Raw genomic sequence first — 17370 nt, 5'->3', positions numbered from 1 at the left:
TTTGTACTTGCGGAAAGATGACTTAAAAGCGCTTCGGGGATAAATTCCAGGACTTGCTTGAGTGAGATTTTGTGATCTTTAAAAACAGACATAACTATTTGATTACCAGTTATAAAGATACAAAAACCAATACAAATAAACAAATTAATGTATTGGAAATCAACTGATTAACACTGTTTTCTTCTAAAAAAAACAAAAAAAATCGGAAGAAAAAATCTTCCGACCATGACTAGGTCCTGCTGTTCCTTTTTTTCCGAGCATCGGATCTACTAAAATGACTTTATCTTCGGTTTCTATGACCAAAGTGGCGTTTCTCAAATGATGTATTTTCATTATTAAATAGTTTTGTTTTAAAAATACAAAGTTGCTTGATGCTAAAATAGTTTCCATTGATTGAAATCAAGAAATCAAATTCTTTTTCTAATTCTGCTCAATGTTTCGGGCGTAATTCCCAAATAAGAAGCAATATGATATTGCGGAATTTGCAATAACCAATCAGGTTTATTTTTCATAATATCGAGATACAATTCTTCTGCAGTATTTACAAAATGGTTGAATTCTTCAGTTTCCTTATTTACAACAATTCTTTGGAAAATAGTTTCAATAAATAGTTTGCCACATTTATATTGGTCGGTAAAAGTCAAGAATTTTCCTTTTGATAACACTCTCAAATGTACATCAGTCAAACATTCTTGATATTTTTTTGAAGGTGTAGAATGAGTAAACGACGAAAAATCGGTGATAAAGCTTGCATTGGTGTAAAAATTAATATTTTTTTCCCTGCCGTTGGTTGCATAAAATTCCCGAATAATCCCTTGATCTAAAAATCGAAGTTCGTTTTCTGTGTTACCATTTTCTAAAATGATTTCCCCTTTTTTGTAGGATTTGATGACAAATGTATGGACAAATTCTTCTAAACCCTCTTTATTAAAAGGAAATTCATTGCTAAAAAACAGAGATAATCTGTCTGTTTCTGTCATATTTAATATTTCTTTTACGGTTCGTTTTAAAAAGTTGCAGTTAGCGCATGTCTGTGAAAAAACCTCCGTTTATTTTAATCAAAAATAGGTAAATAATTTCAATATTTCGGGAAGGAATTCGTGTGTTCAATGATGCAACACATCACTGTGATCGCTCGCAATTAAATGGTTTTTAGAGGTTTAGAAGATTAGATTTTTGAAGATAATCTGGTTCGATTTATTAGTGCTTAAATTTAATTTAAGTATATTTTCTATCTTTGTGCTGTTATAATAAGAGCAAAATGAAAAAGATCGTAATAAACTGCAGTTTCCAATATTGAGATTGATGATATTTATCAATTAATTATTGAAAAAACTTCCGAGATCAAGGAACCTCTTGACCGCAATGTATCAGCGATAATTTGTGCGATTTTATCAACTTTCTTTGATAATGAAAGAAATACAATTCTTTATATTTGTGATGATGGTGATGAGAGAGCTGAAGTAAGATTCAGGAAATTTAATATCTGGTATACTGAGAGTGAATTAAAAGGTACTGTAACTAAAGTTGATAATGTAATTGTTAGTGAAAATATTGCAGGTTCTGCAAAAATATACTCGTCCTTATTATATCACAATGAAAACACAAATAAAGAAACAATATTAGATATTTATCATTCTATAGAACAAATTTTGAACGAAAAGCCCTAATTTTCTTCAAATTCCTAAGCCATTTCCTGTAACATCAATCTGTGAAAAAACCTCCGTTTATTTTTTTATAAATTTCAAGGTGTTTCCATCGGCAAATTTCAATATATAAACACCGTTCTTTAGGTTTTGAATTTCAATACTTTTCTTATCAGAGATTGTTCCTTTTGATATTTCTGCACCTAGAATATTAAAAATAGAATAATTTTCTAAATTTTTTAATCCTGAAATCCGTATAAAATTTGTTGAAGGGTTAGGATACAAATTTAATTGACCACTACTTGATTCCATTTCCGAAATTCCAAGTGTAGTTTCTGTTAATTGCAGTGTACTTCCGTTTTGTATATTATAAAAAGCTAAAGTTCTTACATTTTCAAGAATTACATTATTAAATATTAGTATTTGATTATTTGGATCAATTCCTATTTTATCTTGAATTTTGGCTTTCATATTTTCAATCGTGTCATTACTTTCTGCTTCTAATGCGATTGTTGTACCCGCAGGTATTTCTACAAAAATTTGCATTGCTTGTACATTGAATGATAAAAGCGTTAATATTAATAAAGTATAAAATTGTTTCATAATTTAATTTTTTTTTTTAAATGTTTGCCACCGTCAGTCTGTGAAAAACCCTCTGTTTATTTTAATCAAAAATAGGTAAAAAATTTCAATAATTTGGTCTTGGAATTCGTATATTTAATGATGCTGCACATTCCCGGGATCGCCCGCAGTCAAATGTTTTTTAAGAGTTTAGAAGATTCTATTTCTGAAGATAATCCTGTTCGTTTTATTGATGCTTTTTGGGAAGATGATCATTGAAACTAAAAAATGCAAAAGGTGCTACCAAACGCCACAAAAAAAGCAGTTCTTCTAAAAAACTGCTTTGTATATCTACATTCTAAAAACGATAACTCCATAAGGTTACCCAATGGGGAGGAAAAGCCACCGGAGGTTCCGTTCAACGGGCTTTTATTGTTGGCTTTTCAAGCCCAACGAATGCTTGGTTATTAGTGGCTGTTTTTATTTCTTGTTTCTCCATTTTCTCATACCTCCATCCCAGTCTCCTGCCCATTTTAAAGGAATTGGACCTTCGTACAAATCTTTATAGAAATTTCTCCAATCCCAAGCGGAAAATCCATCATTTAGTATTAACTCAGGTATCCAAACTTTATCTTCTTTTTCATAAATCATTGACCACTTTCCTTCTCTTTTGTCAGCAATGTAGGCTTGTCCATAGTAAGCAAGAATAGAAGGAAACCAACTGTCAAAATGTTTATCGTCTGTTCCGTTCCATTTTAGGGCTTCGTCAATTAAGTCAATGCCTAAACTGTCTAAGGAAAGTTGTTCTTTATCAAAATTTAAAAGTTCTGGTAATTTGTCAATAAGTTGATTGACCATTTTAGGAAAGTTTTGTCCATATGTGTCAGATAATTTTTGATAAAAATGTTCTGATGTCACTCCTTTGTCTTTGAATTCCTCGTATCTTTTTTGAGCAACTCTAACTTCATCTATATTACTGTAAACTCTTAATGTCCCAATACCTATTTTTTCTGATTTCGCTACATTTAGTTGATTGAAGTCGTCAAGCAAAATATAATAACCATTTTCAGATTTGTACAAATTTCCGTAAAAGTCAGACGCTACAAAAATTTTGCTTTCAATTAGAGTGAGTTTGTGTGTTTTTATAAGGTCTTTCTCGTATTTGGGATAAATAAGGTGGTCGCTTGGTTCATAGTCTAAAAGAGGGTCGCCACTTGCCAATTTTTTCATTAAGTATTCATCGTCATCAGAACCGTATACTTGTTCTGCTATGGTACTGTTTTCAGATGACAAGGTTTTTAAGTCTGGATAAATGGCTGCACTTTTAAAATTTTGAGATTTGTCAATAAATAAGATTTGTCCAGTATTTAGTTGATATACTTCAAAATCAAAATGCTCCGGCATTTCACTTTTTAAGTTTTTAAGTTGCTTTGGGTTTTCGACTTGAACAATATTATTGCCTTTTTCAAAGGTTAATTCAATCTTGTAAGAAATGTTTTTCTTTAAGTTCCATATTGTATTTTTTACAAACCTAATTTCTTCTAACTTATTATATTTTTCAAGATTGTCAATGAGTACAGCATTCTTGTCATAAAACTCAACAATAATACTTCCGTCTGAAAGTAAAAATGTTCTTGCTGTCCATTTTTTGCGTAGATTGTTGTCTTGTCGTCCACTAAACTGTGTCAAAAGTTGAGATTTTGCTATGCTGTCTATAAGTTTTACAGCAACTTTTGATTTGTCAAGTGTTATAATGTCCAACTTTTGTGAGAAGGAATTTAAGGTTGCCAAAGTAAATATGATTAATAGTATTTGTCTCATTATAGGGTGTCTCTGTAAAATAGCCACTAACGTCAGTCTGTGAAAAACCCTCTGTTTATTTTAATCAAAAATAGGTAAAAAATTTCAATAATTTGGTGGTGAAATTCGTATATTTAATGATGCTGCACATTCCCGGGATCGCCCGCAGTCAAATGTTTTTTAAGAGTTTAGAAGAGTCGATTTCGGAAGATAATCCTGTTCGCTTTATTGATGCTTTTTGGGAAGATGATTATTGAAACTAAAAAATGCAAAAGGTGCTACCAAACGCCACAAAAAAAGCAGTCCTTCTAAAAACTGCTTTGTATATCTACATTCTAAAAACGACAACTCCATAAGGTTACCAAGTGGGGAAGAAAAGCCACCGCAAATGAGCCTGTCCAGAGCGAAGTCGAAGGATTCAACGGGCTTTCATTGTTGGCTTTGCAAGCCCAACGAAAGCTTAGTTATTAGCTGTAGTTTTTATTATTTATTAATTGTATCAATGTTTCTTTACTCGGCAATACTGTCAAATATTTACTTGCGAAAATTTGTGTATTATTTTCAGGCAATGTAAATTCTACAACAGCTTCACTTTTGTTTTGGCACAAAATTATTCCAATTGTTTTATTTTCATCTTCTAGCTTTATTTGTCTGTCATAATAGTTGACATACATTTGCATCTGCCCAATATCTTGGTGTTTTAATTCTCCGATTTTCAAATCAATAAGTACAAAACATTTTAGGATTCTGTTATAAAAAACTAAATCTACTCTAAAATGCTTGTCGTCAAAACTGATTCTATTTTGTCGGGCTACAAATGTAAAACCATTTCCTAATTCTAATAAAAAATGCTCTAACTTGTCTATTAATTTTTGTTCTAAATCACTTTCAGAATAGTTTGAATTCTCAGGCAAACCTATGAACTCCAAAATATAAGGGTCTTTTATTGCATCTTGTGGTTTCTCTATTGTTTGTCCTTTGATTGAAAGTTGTAAAATTTCACTTTTATCCTTACTTAATGTCAAACGTGTAAAAAGGGCAGAATCATATTGTCTGTTCAGTTCTCGTAAGCTCCAATTGTTTTTATATGATTCAATTTCATAAAACTTTCTTTCATTCTCATCGTCAATTCTCATCAATTTCATATAATGAGACCAACTTAAATTGAATTCCGCAGACAGTGTTTGCGTTTTTGAATAAACAGAATAAAACTGTCGAATTTGTTCTAAATTTCTTTGTGAAAATCCTTTTCCAAATTCTTTTGTTAAACGTTCAGAAAGAGATTTTATAATATGTTTACCATAATCGGCTCTTTGTTTTCCGTTTTGTTCTTCTTCAACTATCATTCTCCCAATTTCAAAGTATGTCAAAACCATTGTGTGATTCACGGTTTGTAATACTTTCGTTCTTGCAGAAATTAGTAACTCTGAAATTCTGTTAGCTAGTTGATTTGAAACAAGTTCATTCATTATATTTTGCGTCTAAATTTTGAACAAATATAATAATTTTCAAAGTCTTTAGTTTTAGCGATTATATCGGTCAAATTACGTCAGTCTGTGAAAAAACCTCCGTTTATTTTAATCAAAAATAGGTAAATAATTTCAATAATTTGGGAAGAAATTCGTATATTTAATGATGCAACACATCACTGGTATTGCCCGCAATCAAATGGTTTTTACGAGTTTAGAAGAGTCATTTTCGGAAGATAATCCGGTTCGCTTTATCGATGCTTTTGTGGAAAAGTAGCACAAGTGTTTTTGGGGAAGATGATCATTGAAACTACAAAATGCAAAAGGTGCTACCAAACTCTACAAAAAAGCAGTTTTTAAACCAGCTGTATATGTCTGTATTCCCAAAAGGCGACTCGATAAATTGTGAATTGCTTCCGAAGAAGCATGGAAGCTTCCGTTCAACGCGCTTTTGTTGTCAAAATATAAGTTCGTAAAGAACATTGAAGAATGAATTGAAATACTGATTTTTAGGGTTTGTATAGATATGGAATCATACTTAGAATAAGTTCCAAAACCCTTTGGTGTGATCAATTTTCAGAAGGTTATTTTTTTGAAGATCTTCCACAAAGATGCTTTCGTCTATGTATCGTATTTCAATTTTTTCGAATGTAGCCTTTCTGTAGGAGTATCCCTCCATAAAATCCTGGTTGTCTTTCCAATACTGAAGATCCATTTTTCTCATCCAACTAATAAAATGAGAATGAGAATCTGCACGGAAACTCTTATTTCTTTTTATTAAGGTATATTTCATGACTCAAATTTGATAATTTTTACCAATAATAACTCTTTATTATTATTAATTATTTATTAACTTTAATTTTCAATTAATTTTGAAAGTTCAATAATTTTAATTATATTTGTACGATAAAATGTGACTATGAAACTCGATGAAGCCAAAGAAAAATACGTTCAGACTTGGGGAACATTTGCGACAAGTTGGGGAATCAACAGGACGATGGCGCAGGTTCACGCCTTGCTTCTGGCGGAAGGAAAACCTTTGTCAACAGATGAAGTGATGGAAATCCTGCAGATCTCAAGGGGAAATGCAAATATGAATCTCCGGGCATTGATGGATTGGGGCATCGTGAAAAAAGAGTTCGTGAAAGGAGATAGGAAAGAGTATTTCTTGGCAGAAAAAGACGTGTGGTTTCTCTTCAAACAGATTACAAAAGAACGAAGAAAGCGTGAGATAGAGCCTGTTGTCGCATTTTTGGAAGAGCTGAAAAACGTAGATGATGATTCTGCTGAAGCCAAAGAATTTATCAAATTGATGCACGATTTTGGAAACGTTACCAATAAGATCAACAATATTATGGATCTAGCCATTAAAAGTGATGACCATTGGCTGGTCGGGAAAATCACCAACTTGCTGAAATAGAGAGGGATCAAATTCCTTTTTTATTTGGTTCGTACTTTCAAAAATTACTGAAAATATAAAAATTATAAAATGATTAAAAACTTAGTGATTCACCTGTTTCTCATTCTTTACTTTGGAAAAAGCAAAAGAAATTTTTTAAGCTTTTAAAATGATACCGTGATGAAAACATTTATCAAGTACGACTTTTATTTACAGTTGGCTATTTATTTTATCTCTATTTTATGGTCGATTATCAATGGAGGTTTCAAATCAAGTTTCGCAATTGCTCTGTTTTTTATAGGATGTTCACAGACGGTTAGCTATGTTATCAGGTTAGGAGGTTTAGAAGATAAAACTAAAGTGTTCAGAATCTACACAGTAGGTTATTGCATTTTTTTTACTGTCAATTCTCTTGATATCCGTAGTCACGTATGATTTTATGTTTGTATGGATTACCTTGCTAATCAATACAATGGCAATTCTATTTTTGATTTCAAGCTTCCTTGATTATAAAAATCTAAAATATGGTCATCCTTAGCACCTCGATAAGATGAAAACGCTAGAGAACCACATCCTCATTTACGACAACGATTGTCCAATGTGTAACATCTATTCCAAAGGATTTATAAAAGCCGGAATGCTTGATGAAAACGGAAGAGAAGCCTTCTCAGAAATCTCATCTGACACAAAAAGTAGGATTGATCTGCAACGTTCCAAAAACGAAATAGCTTTGATCAATACAAATGGCAATCAGGTTATTTACGGATTAGAGAGTCTTCTGACAATCATTGGTAATTCGTTTCCCACGTTGGAAAAGATCGCAAGAGTAAAACCTTTATACTGGTTTTTGCAACGACTTTATCAATTCGTTTCTTACAATAGGAAACAGATAGTACCTTCCGCAAAAGATTTGGAAAAGGATCATTGTGTTCCCGCTTTTAATCTGAAATACAGACTTTTTTACCTGGCTTGGGTGCTATTTTTTTCTGTCTTTGTTTTAGGGTTTTACAAGCAGCGTCTGTTCCCAGACTTCAAACATAATTTTGGTCTGGCGCTCTTCATTTGTTGTATGCAGATCATCTGGCAAAACTTACTTATGGCACGTTATCTCAAAGGCAGAATCTGGGATTATCTGGGAAATATGATGACGGTTTCTTTGCTTGGGACATTGCTTTTGGTTCCAGTTTTGTTGTTTAATTTTGATCACATATTCTATTGTATTTACTTCGGATTTGTTGTATTCATCACGTTTTTGGAACATTTGAGACGGTGCAGAATATTGAAATTTGGAATGATGCCAAGCATTTCGTGGATGGTTTTCTGGCTTACTTATGGAGCGGTACTGTTGTATGTCGTTTCCAATGTTTAAAGTGATTGGGGCGCATTTTTCCATCCTCCGTTCCGGCGTTGTTTTGGCCAAGATTTTCCAGCAGAACTTCCGCTTTATGATTGTCCATGACCATTTTAATTAAGAAAAAAGTGTGCTAAAAAGCGCTTATCGTTTTGATATTCCGATGAGCCACAAAGCGTTTACATCATCCGACTGAAGTACGGTACTGAATCGGAGACTTTTAAAATCAGTAAAAACCAATAATGAAGCAACTCATAAAGTTGCTTTTTGTCATACGATGCTTCCAATAATTTTCCGTAAATTCGCTAAAATTTTTTAATCACAATGAACTACGATATTATTGTTATTGGAAGTGGACCTGGCGGTTATGTGACTGCAATCAGAGCTGCTCAATTGGGTTTCAAAACAGCCATCATCGAAAAAGAAAATCTTGGCGGGATCTGTCTTAACTGGGGTTGTATCCCTACAAAAGCATTACTAAAATCTGCTCACGTTTTCAATTATCTGAAACATGCTGAGGATTATGGTCTTAATAAAGTGGAAAATCCCGGATTTGACTTTACAAAAGTGATCCAAAGAAGTAGAGGTGTGGCTTCTAAAATGAGCGGTGGAATTGCTTTCCTGATGAAGAAAAATAAAATCGACGTCATTATGGGAACTGCTACGGTAAAAGCTGGTAAAAAAGTAACCGTTGTAGATGCTGAAGGAAAATCAACTGAATACGCAGGAACTAACATCATTATCGCTACCGGAGCACGTTCCAGAGAATTGCCAAATCTGCCTCAAGATGGTAAAAAAGTAATCGGATACAGACAAGCATTGTCTCTTCCTGAGCAGCCAAAATCTATGATTGTCGTAGGTTCCGGCGCCATTGGGATTGAGTTTGCTGATTTTTATAACGCAATGGGAACCAAGGTGACTGTGGTAGAATTCTTGCCCAATATCGTTCCTTTGGAGGATGAGGAAGTTTCTAAACACGTTGAGAAATCTCTGAAAAAAGCAGGGATCGAAATCATGACCAATGCTTCTGTAGAATCTGTGGATACTTCAGGAAACGGCGTAAAAGCCAGTGTGAAAACGGCAAAGGGAAATATTACTTTGGAAGCCGATATTTTACTATCTGCTGTCGGAATTGCTTCCAATCTTGAAGGGATTGGATTAGAAGCTGTTGGAATCAAAACTGAAAAAGGAAAAGTGTTGGTAAACGAATGGTACGAAACATCTGTTCCTGGCTATTACGCCATTGGTGACATTATCCCGACTCAGGCTTTGGCTCACGTAGCTTCTGCAGAAGGAATCACTTGTGTGGAGAAAATCAAAGGGCTTCACGTAGAAGCGATCGATTATGGAAATATACCAGGCTGTACTTATTGTCATCCGGAAATCGCATCTGTGGGTTTGACAGAGAAACAAGCCAAGGAAAAAGGATACGAAATCAAAGTTGGTAAATTCCCTTTTTCAGCATCCGGAAAAGCAACTGCTAATGGCGATGTTGATGGGTTTATCAAAGTGATATTTGATGCGAAATACGGCGAATGGCTAGGTTGTCATATGGTTGGCGATGGCGTTACCGATATGATCGCTGAAGCTGTGGTTGCGAGAAAACTGGAAACTACAGGACACGAGGTTCTCAAATCTATCCACCCGCACCCAACGATCTCAGAAGCTGTGATGGAAGCTGTAGCCGCGGCTTATGGCGAGGTTATCCATATCTAAATAATCAATTAAAACATTAACCAACAAAACCACAGATTTGTCTGTGGTTTTTCTGTTTCTAGTAGTAGGCAATCCTGATAACTGGCTTTATCTTTGTAAACTGTAATCGTTGTAAACAGTATCGAAACATCATATTAGTAAAGATTAAAAATAACAGATAGAATAATGTCAAATTTTAATTTGAATCAACAAAATGGTAGAAAATGTGCAATTTATTGATTGTTTTTTTTTTTTAAATCCGAATTCACCTTTGGTATTGATAATGCTTCTTCTCTTTTCTTTATTTCTATATCACGAAGGTCAATTTTTTCGTCACATTTTTGTCTGAGAGCACCGCTCGCATAGAGGTTGCAAAGATGAAACGACCTTGTAGGACTTGAATTTAATTTAAACAAATTTTAACATTTAATTATATCAATAAACCACGGATTCTTCTGCAGTTTATTTAATTTTACTTAATGGAAAATATGAAGGTAGGATTGGTTTTGTCTGGTGGTGGAACGCGTGGGCTGGCTCACGCAGGTGTCTTGAAATTTCTTGATGAACAGAATATCAAACCGGACATAATCTCCTGTTGCAGCGCAGGATCAATTGTAGGTTCTTTGTACGCTTTCGGAAAGAAACCGGAAGAGATTCTGGACTTTTTTCAATCCATTTATTTCTTCAATTGGAAGCACTTTACTTTTAATCAGCCGGGCTTTGTTTCCTCTATTCTTTTTCAAAATTATCTGACGCCCATTTTTGAGGATATGACTTTGGGAGATTTGGACAAAGATATCAGAATTGTAGCTACAGAACTCATTACCGGACAGCAAAAAGTGTTTGAAAAACATTACAAAATCGTAGATGCCGTTATTGCGTCGTCTTGTATTCCGGGGATTTCAACGCCCTATTTTATAGGTACAGAGATGTACAGTGATGGAGGTGTTCTCAATAATTTTCCCGCAGATATTATTAAGAATGAGTGCGAAAAGATCATTGGCGTTTACGTGACGCCGCCTCAGGATGTTGAAGAAAAGGATTTGAGAACTATCAGATCCGTGACGACGCGCGCATATGAACTTTTGTCTCACAGAACGGAGATTCATAAATTTGCTCACTGCGACTGGTTTATCACTTCAAAAAAATTATCCAAATACGGAACTTTCGAAAGAAAACCACAAAGAATGGAAGAGATTTTTCTGATTGGTTATGAGGAAGCCAAACGTTCTTTTGCGGAAAACAAAGAAGAATTTACCTCAATGTTTTCAGAAAAGGGATGATGGCTTGCCAATTCTCTTCAGAATCGTCGTAAAAAGTAGAAAGAGCCATGGTTCCGTGGTGTCCCTGTGTTTTTGAAGGAAGGTAAAATTGTTTTTTTGACTGTACAGAATTGTAGATGGGTCTCCAATTCGATTCTTCATTGCGTGCAGAAGAAGTGTAAACTGGAATTTTAACATCTTTTGCGAACTCTGCAATGTTTTTGTTCTCTATCCTAAAATATTCTCCTGGAGAATAGGCGATGAGAGCTTTATAAGCATTCGGATGTTTTGCTGCCATATAAAAACCTAATGATGCAGAATAAGAGCTCCCCCAAAAGATAATTTTTTTTGACCTGAGTTGGTTTTTAGCATACTCATAAGAGGCTTCAAGATCAGGTATAGCATCCACAAAAGCGGTAGATTTCCCTTTTTTGATTGCTTCTTTTTCTGTGAGATTAGTAACCTGGCTGACCATATCTCCGGAACGAAGATCAACTGCCAAAATATTAAAACCCAAACCAACCAATCTAGGCGCAATATTTCTAAATTCTCCTCTGCTAAATCCCGCTTGGTGGTAAAGGATAATTACTGGTCCACGTCCATTTTTACCAGAGTAATAATCAGCAAAAACAGTCAATCCGTCGGAAGTGGAAAAATGGACAGTTTTGTAAATGTGATGTTTTATATTGAGTATTTCGGACGAGTGATGATCGGATAATGATGCTTTTGGAGAACAATTGCACAAACAATTCATAAGGGCAATCCAGAATATGAAATAAAAAGTTTTCATAGGGATAGGTTTCTGTGGTTTGCTGAGTAATACAATGTATTATTTTGTATTCTGTAAATATAATTGTTTATTTCTAATTATTTGTATTGTAATATTAATTTATTTAAAAATATTCTAAAATTAAATATCACTGTATTTCTACTATTTTTTCGCCGCATATTTTGCAAAAGCGTGCATTTTCATCGTTATCTTCATTTCCGCATCTGCTACACTGAAAATTGTTCTTCTTTTGTTTTCTGAATTCTGAGGTTACAATACCTGTAGGAACTGCAATAATGCTATAACCACATAACATGACAATGATGGAGATGATCTTTCCAATTGGCGTTCCTGGAGAGATATCACCGTAGCCAACTGTTGTAATGGTTACGACTGCCCAATAGACACTCTGCGGAATACTGCTGAAGCCGTTCTTGCCTCCTTCTATAATGTACATCAGCGATCCTATGATTACGATGAAAATCGCCATAAACAAAAGAAAAATATAAATCTTCCTGGAGCTATGTTTAAGCGCAGATACAATGAACTTGCCATCCTGCATGTAATCTGCCAGATTGAAAATCCTGAAAACCCGCAGGATTCTCAACATTCTGATAATGGCCACAAAATGCCAAACAGGAAAAAATAAACTGATGTAGAAAGGGATGATGGATAGGAAATCTATAATTCCTAAAGGACTGAAAATATATTCTTCTTTATCTTTTATACAGATAATTCGCAATAGATACTCAACAGTGAAGATGACCGTGATGAAAAATTCTGCGTAATAAAATGCCTTGTAATACTGCAGTTGGATAATGGGAATGGTTTCCACCATCAGGAGCGCCGTACTTATAAGGATCAAAATAAGCAAAGAAATATCGAATGTTTTTCCAGCCTTGGTATGTGATAAATAGACTGTTTCGTATATTTTCTTTCTCCATCCATCTTCAGGAATGAGGTCGAATTCTGGTTTGATCTTCATTTTGTAAAAATTAAACGGAAGGTAATAAAATTAATTTATTCCAACTCCTTAAAGAATTAGACAAAAGTCTTTTTTATATAGACAAAATTCTTATATTTGTAGTGGTAAAAATGATATCTAATGAAAAAACACAAAACAACAGAACCTATCCACCTTACAGCGGAACCAGTAGCAGCTTATGGTTATCATAATTTTGATGACGGTGGTATTTTCAGAATGATAGAAATTGCAGAGAAGGGTATTTCCTTTAAGATTTTCGATAATCTAGTGAAAAAATTCCCATTCAGCTTTCAGCAATGGGCTGGTTTTCTTCATATTTCTGGGAAAACATTATCCCGTTACCAAAAAGAGGAAAAGACTTTTGACACCTTACAGTCAGAAAAGATATTGCAAATAGAAATGCTTTATAGAAGAGGAGAAGAGGTTTTTGGATCTGCCGCGTATTTTTTGATATGGTTGCAGTCGGAAAACCTGGCTTTAGGAAAAACAAAACCGCAAGACCTGATCGGAAGCAATTTTGGTGTTTCTCTTTTAATGGATGAGCTTATGCGTCTGGAGCACGGTGTTTTAGCATAATAAACAATGATAGTTTATAGACTTTCGAAAGAAATATACGCTAACAATCTTTCCGGAAAAGGCGCGCAAATAGCCGGTGGACGATGGAGCAGTAAGGGGAATGCTGCTTTGTACAGCGCGCAGTCTATTGCGCTGTGTGTTGCAGAAATTGCTGTTCATATACCACTCGGGATTATACCTAAGGATTACAGATTGATCCATATCGACGTTCCGGATGTTGAGATTTTTGAACCGAAACGATTTCCTAAAGACTGGAACCGTTTTCCCCATCTGGACAGTACACAGAAAATGGGTGATAGATTTTTGAAAGAAAATAAATTTTTAATGATGAAAGTTCCTTCGGCAGCAGTCCAGGGAGAATTCAATTACATTATCAATCCTCGGTGTACTCATTTCAAGGAAATTGAAATCAGAAAAATAGAAAAGTTCACTTTTGACGACAGACTGTTTGTGAGATAAACACATTGCTGATGCTCTGCAATCTGTCATTATTGAAATGCCATTGTATTCTTTGCTGAGTTTTTACATCTTTGTGAGTCCTACAATGTTTTCAATAAAGGACCAAAACTTAGTGAACTTTGTTTTTAAAATCGGCATTATAATTAATAACAGATAGTCACAAAAACATCAATTCAAATGAAAATTAAAGAGTTTATAAATCAGTTCGAAAAGATCATTCCTATAAAACAGGCGGAGGATTTTGATAATGTGGGATTGTTATGCGGAAATCCGGACAGAGAAATCTCCGGAATCCTGATTACCCACGACGCTTTGGAAGCAGTCATTGATGAAGCCATTGAAACTAATTTTAACCTCGTTGTTTGTTTTCATCCCATCATTTTTTCTGGATTGAAATCAATTACAGGAAAGAATTATGTGGAGAAAGCAGTTCTGAAGGCTTTGGAAAACAAAATTGCCATCTATGCGATCCATACAGCCTTTGATAACGATTATTTTGGTGTGAATTACAAGATATGTGAAGTTCTTCGACTGAAAAATCAACAAATATTGATGCCAAAACAAAATCAGTTAAAAAAATTGGAAGTTTACATTCCGGTAGATTCAGCTGAGAATTTGAAAAATGCTCTGTTTAAAGCTGGAGCAGGAAATATTGGTTTCTACGATGAATGCAGTTTCTTAATTAATGGAAACGGTACTTTCCGCCCGTTGGCAGGATCAAATCCGGTCACCGGAAACCTTAACGAAAGAGAGAACGCCAACGAAGTTTTGGTTTCTGTAATTTTTGAAGATTATAAGAAAAATCAGATCCTTTCTGCGATGAAACACAACCACCCTTATGAAGAAGTCGCTTACCAATTAATTTCGCTCGATAATGAAAATCACTACACTGGTTTGGGAAGATTTGGAGACTTGGAAACAGAAATGGAAGCAGCAGATTTTTTGCAGTTCGTAAAAGGAAAATTTGACCTTAAAGTGATTAGACACAGTTCTTTGATCAATAAAAAAATAAAAAGAGTAGGTGTTTTGGGCGGAAGCGGAGCAAGCGGCATAAAAGCGGCATCGGCTTCAAAATGTGATGCTTACCTTACCGGTGATGTCAAATACCATGATTTTTTCTCAGCAGAAGATAAAATGATGATCTGCGATATCGGACATTTCGAATCGGAACAATTTGTAACTCAACAATTATTTGAAATTTTGTCCGAAAAATTCCCTATATTTGCCATCGCAAAAACGACTAAGAAAACAAATCCTGTTAATTATTTTATATAGATATGGCTGATAAAAAAATAAACGAAATTTCTGTTGAAGAAAAACTAAGAGCACTTTACGATTTGCAGATCATTGATTCCCGTTTGGATGAGATCCGCAACACAAGAGGCGAATTGCCAATTGAAGTAGAAGATCTTGAGATAGAAATTGAAGGTCTTAACAAAAGAGCCCAAAAATTCGAATCTGAAATTGCTGAGCAAAACGCAGAGATCAATGAGAAAAAAGATCTTATAAAAAGCGCTCAAGTATTGATTGATAAATATAAAACACAGCAAGATAACGTTAGAAATAACAAAGAATTCGAAACTTTATCAAAAGAAGTTGAATATCAGGAATTGGAAATTCAATTGGCTGAGAAGAGAATCAAAGAATTTGGCGGTAAAATAGATCACAAAAAAGAAACGTTGGCAGATCTTACTTCTAAAATAGATGAGCTTAAAAACCACTTGGTTCACAAGAAAAACGAACTGGAAAACCTGGTTTCTGAAACCCAGAAAGAAGAAGATTATCTCTTAGAAAAATCAAAAGAATTTGCGGAGAAGATAGACACTAGATTGTTGGTTTCTTACCAAAGAATCCGTACAGGATCTTCTACTGGTCTTGCAGTGGTAGGCTTGGAAAGAGGTGCACCAAAAGGATCTTTTTTCACCATCCCACCGCAAAAGCAAATGGAAATTGCCCAGAGAAAGAAAATCATTATCGATGAGCATTCTGGTAAAATCCTGGTAGATGACGAGTTGGTCAATGAAGAAACTGCAAAAATGGAAAGCATTATCAAATTCAACTAACAGAAATTGATATAAACATAAAAAAGACCCCGAATTTTCGGGGTCTTTTTGTTTTGATCCATCATATATAAAATTACTGTACCGATACAGATCCGGAACTGCTTTCGTTTTTAGTGATCTCGTTCAAACTTCCTCTTTTAATGACGCGGATATCACCGCTGGAAGATGCGCTTGCAGTCACACTTTTACTCACGCCAATGGTGATGTCAGCGGAAGATGATGTTGCCAAAACAGCACTTTCCGCCGTAAAATTTTCTGCATCTACCTCACCGGAAGATGAGGCTTGGATATTCACACTTTCAGATTTTCCTTTGATATCAATTCCTCCGGAGGACGAGCTTTGCATATTCACACTTCTCGCATTGACTTCGCCTTCATAATGTCCGCTGCTTGACGCTTGGATATTGATATTTCCACCATTGATATTACCATTAATCGTTCCAGAGCTCGAGACTTTTACATCAAGATCAGAAAAAATGAAGTTGTCTTTCAAATGAATACTGCCGCTGGAGTTGGCAGCCAAATGATCAAAATCTTTAGCATAAACTTTAATTTTGATTCGGTCTGTAGATATACTTTTCAGATGATCAGATTCAATCTTAACCTGTACTTTTCCGCCATTCTGTTTAACTTTCACATATTGCATCAGGTCAGAAGGTGCGTAAACTACAATTCTTTCGTCACCAGATTGATACAATTCCGCTTTCAGCGCAGTAGAGATTTCCAATTCATCAAAATTGATATCGTAAGATTTTTCAGTCACTTCACCTTTCCCAGAGTCAGAGATCAGATGGGAGAACATTACGTCATTTCCGTTGGAGCCGTCACCTTTTGACTGTATGCAAGATAAGTTCCCCATAGAAGCCAAAAGTACTAGAGATAACAGTTGTATTTTCATGTTCAAATATTTGTTTAATGGTTAAAATTTTACGACAGCGCCCAATTTAGACAGAGGTTGATCCTCTTCGTTTTCGGTGATGTCAGCATTGTGGATTTTGTATCAATAAGACAATTATGATATGCATTTTGTTACATCCAAATTATTTTTTTTTACAATTATTAATTTTTAACCCGTAGTGCATTATAAAAAAGGTTACTCATAATACGAAAATTTCGTATATTGTATTGACTATCAATCTAATACGTTATGAATAACCTAGATGCAATTTACGATTTTATTTTAAAGGAATTAAGAAAATTAACCATCAAAGAAAATTTTTATTTCAAACCAATTAAACCAAAATTATCTGATTTAGAGCTCATTGCAATAAATATTTCTGCGGAATATTTATCGATAGATTCAGAATATCAGTTGTTTAGATACCTCTCTAATTC

Annotated in this window: 18 protein-coding genes and 1 pseudogene; 10 read left to right on the top strand and 9 right to left on the bottom strand. The window is 34.5% G+C overall.

Annotation, left to right across the window (positions count from 1 at the left end; genetic code table 11):
* Window positions 1–183: 183 nt before the first annotated feature.
* Both F564_RS21160 and F564_RS0115755 read right to left on the bottom strand, forming a co-directional pair.
* A complete protein-coding gene (locus F564_RS21160) occupies window positions 184–390 on the bottom strand; it encodes a hypothetical protein (protein WP_316928806.1) in 207 nt (68 codons plus the stop codon).
* 17 nt (window positions 391–407) lie between these two features.
* On the bottom strand, window positions 408–980 hold the full coding sequence (locus F564_RS0115755) for a Crp/Fnr family transcriptional regulator (RefSeq protein WP_028123469.1): 573 nt from the start codon (window positions 978–980) through the stop codon (window positions 408–410).
* Between the two features lie 315 nt (window positions 981–1295).
* On the opposite strand from F564_RS0115755, the gene F564_RS21240 reads away from it, so the two are divergent.
* The gene (locus tag F564_RS21240) at window positions 1296–1670 is read left to right on the top strand and encodes a DUF6169 family protein (protein ID WP_394330637.1); all 375 of its coding nucleotides are present in this window, start codon (window positions 1296–1298) and stop codon (window positions 1668–1670) included.
* A 57-nt stretch (window positions 1671–1727) separates the two neighbouring features.
* Here the strand turns inward: F564_RS21240 and F564_RS0115750 are convergent, their stop codons facing one another.
* From F564_RS0115750 to F564_RS0115725, 4 genes are all read right to left on the bottom strand, one after another.
* A complete protein-coding gene (locus F564_RS0115750; protein WP_028123468.1) occupies window positions 1728–2249 on the bottom strand; it encodes a ubiquitin-like protein in 522 nt (173 codons plus the stop codon).
* Window positions 2250–2687: 438 nt separating this feature from the next.
* Window positions 2688–4028 carry a hypothetical protein gene (locus F564_RS0115735; protein ID WP_028123466.1) on the bottom strand — a complete coding sequence of 447 codons (1341 nt, stop codon included), beginning with the start codon at window positions 4026–4028 and terminating at the stop codon, window positions 2688–2690.
* A 446-nt stretch (window positions 4029–4474) separates the two neighbouring features.
* Entirely contained in the window at window positions 4475–5476 is a 1002-nt protein-coding gene (locus F564_RS0115730; protein WP_185094338.1) for a PDDEXK nuclease domain-containing protein, read from the bottom strand.
* Between the two features lie 538 nt (window positions 5477–6014).
* Window positions 6015–6269 (bottom strand): hypothetical protein, encoded by a 255-nt coding sequence (locus F564_RS0115725; RefSeq protein ID WP_028123464.1) that lies wholly within the window; start codon window positions 6267–6269, stop codon window positions 6015–6017.
* Window positions 6270–6395: 126 nt separating this feature from the next.
* Between F564_RS0115725 and F564_RS0115720 the strand changes: the two genes are divergently transcribed.
* The 4 genes from F564_RS0115720 to F564_RS0115700 all read left to right on the top strand — a co-directional run bounded on the left by F564_RS0115720 (window position 6396) and on the right by F564_RS0115700 (window position 11204).
* Window positions 6396–6896, top strand: a complete 501-nt coding sequence (locus F564_RS0115720; protein WP_028123463.1) for a GbsR/MarR family transcriptional regulator — start codon at window positions 6396–6398, stop codon at window positions 6894–6896.
* A 529-nt stretch (window positions 6897–7425) separates the two neighbouring features.
* Window positions 7426–8244: a DCC1-like thiol-disulfide oxidoreductase family protein gene (locus tag F564_RS0115710; RefSeq protein ID WP_028123461.1), complete on the top strand. Its 819-nt coding sequence runs from the start codon at window positions 7426–7428 to the stop codon at window positions 8242–8244.
* Window positions 8245–8550: 306 nt separating this feature from the next.
* On the top strand, window positions 8551–9942 hold the full coding sequence (gene lpdA, locus F564_RS0115705) for a dihydrolipoyl dehydrogenase (RefSeq protein WP_034981812.1): 1392 nt from the start codon (window positions 8551–8553) through the stop codon (window positions 9940–9942).
* A 458-nt stretch (window positions 9943–10400) separates the two neighbouring features.
* Window positions 10401–11204 (top strand): patatin-like phospholipase family protein, encoded by an 804-nt coding sequence (locus F564_RS0115700; protein WP_028123459.1) that lies wholly within the window; start codon window positions 10401–10403, stop codon window positions 11202–11204.
* On the opposite strand, the gene F564_RS0115695 is transcribed toward F564_RS0115700, so the two are convergent.
* Window positions 11176–11973, bottom strand: coding sequence for an alpha/beta hydrolase family protein (locus F564_RS0115695; protein WP_028123458.1), 798 nt, complete (start codon window positions 11971–11973; stop codon window positions 11176–11178). The genes F564_RS0115700 and F564_RS0115695 overlap by 29 nt on opposite strands.
* Window positions 11974–12100: 127 nt before the next feature.
* Window positions 12101–12937, bottom strand: coding sequence for an ion transporter (locus F564_RS0115690; RefSeq protein WP_028123457.1), 837 nt, complete (start codon window positions 12935–12937; stop codon window positions 12101–12103).
* A 120-nt stretch (window positions 12938–13057) separates the two neighbouring features.
* Here F564_RS0115690 and parS point away from each other — a divergent pair, with 120 nt between their 5' ends.
* The 4 genes from parS (at window position 13058) to F564_RS0115670 (ending at window position 16035) form a co-directional block, all read left to right on the top strand.
* Window positions 13058–13513, top strand: a complete 456-nt coding sequence (gene parS, locus F564_RS19445) for a type II RES/Xre toxin-antitoxin system antitoxin (RefSeq protein WP_051259705.1) — start codon at window positions 13058–13060, stop codon at window positions 13511–13513.
* A gap of 6 nt (window positions 13514–13519) precedes the next feature.
* Window positions 13520–13972, top strand: coding sequence for an RES family NAD+ phosphorylase (locus F564_RS0115680; RefSeq protein ID WP_028123456.1), 453 nt, complete (start codon window positions 13520–13522; stop codon window positions 13970–13972).
* 177 nt (window positions 13973–14149) lie between these two features.
* A complete protein-coding gene (locus F564_RS0115675) occupies window positions 14150–15247 on the top strand; it encodes a Nif3-like dinuclear metal center hexameric protein (protein WP_028123455.1) in 1098 nt (365 codons plus the stop codon).
* Between the two features lie 2 nt (window positions 15248–15249).
* Window positions 15250–16035: a zinc ribbon domain-containing protein gene (locus tag F564_RS0115670; protein WP_028123454.1), complete on the top strand. Its 786-nt coding sequence runs from the start codon at window positions 15250–15252 to the stop codon at window positions 16033–16035.
* A gap of 73 nt (window positions 16036–16108) precedes the next feature.
* Here F564_RS0115670 and F564_RS0115665 read toward each other — a convergent pair whose 3' ends face one another.
* Window positions 16109–16933: a GIN domain-containing protein gene (locus F564_RS0115665; protein ID WP_051259704.1), complete on the bottom strand. Its 825-nt coding sequence runs from the start codon at window positions 16931–16933 to the stop codon at window positions 16109–16111.
* Window positions 16934–17182: 249 nt separating this feature from the next.
* Between F564_RS0115665 and F564_RS19440 the strand changes: the two are divergent.
* A pseudogene (locus tag F564_RS19440) lies at window positions 17183–17370 on the top strand (IS982 family transposase); the annotation flags it as partial.

Origin of the sequence: Epilithonimonas tenax DSM 16811 (assembly GCF_000428485.1) — a bacterium.
Classification (GTDB): domain Bacteria; phylum Bacteroidota; class Bacteroidia; order Flavobacteriales; family Weeksellaceae; genus Epilithonimonas; species Epilithonimonas tenax.
This window is presented reverse-complemented; position numbering and strand designations above follow the sequence as displayed.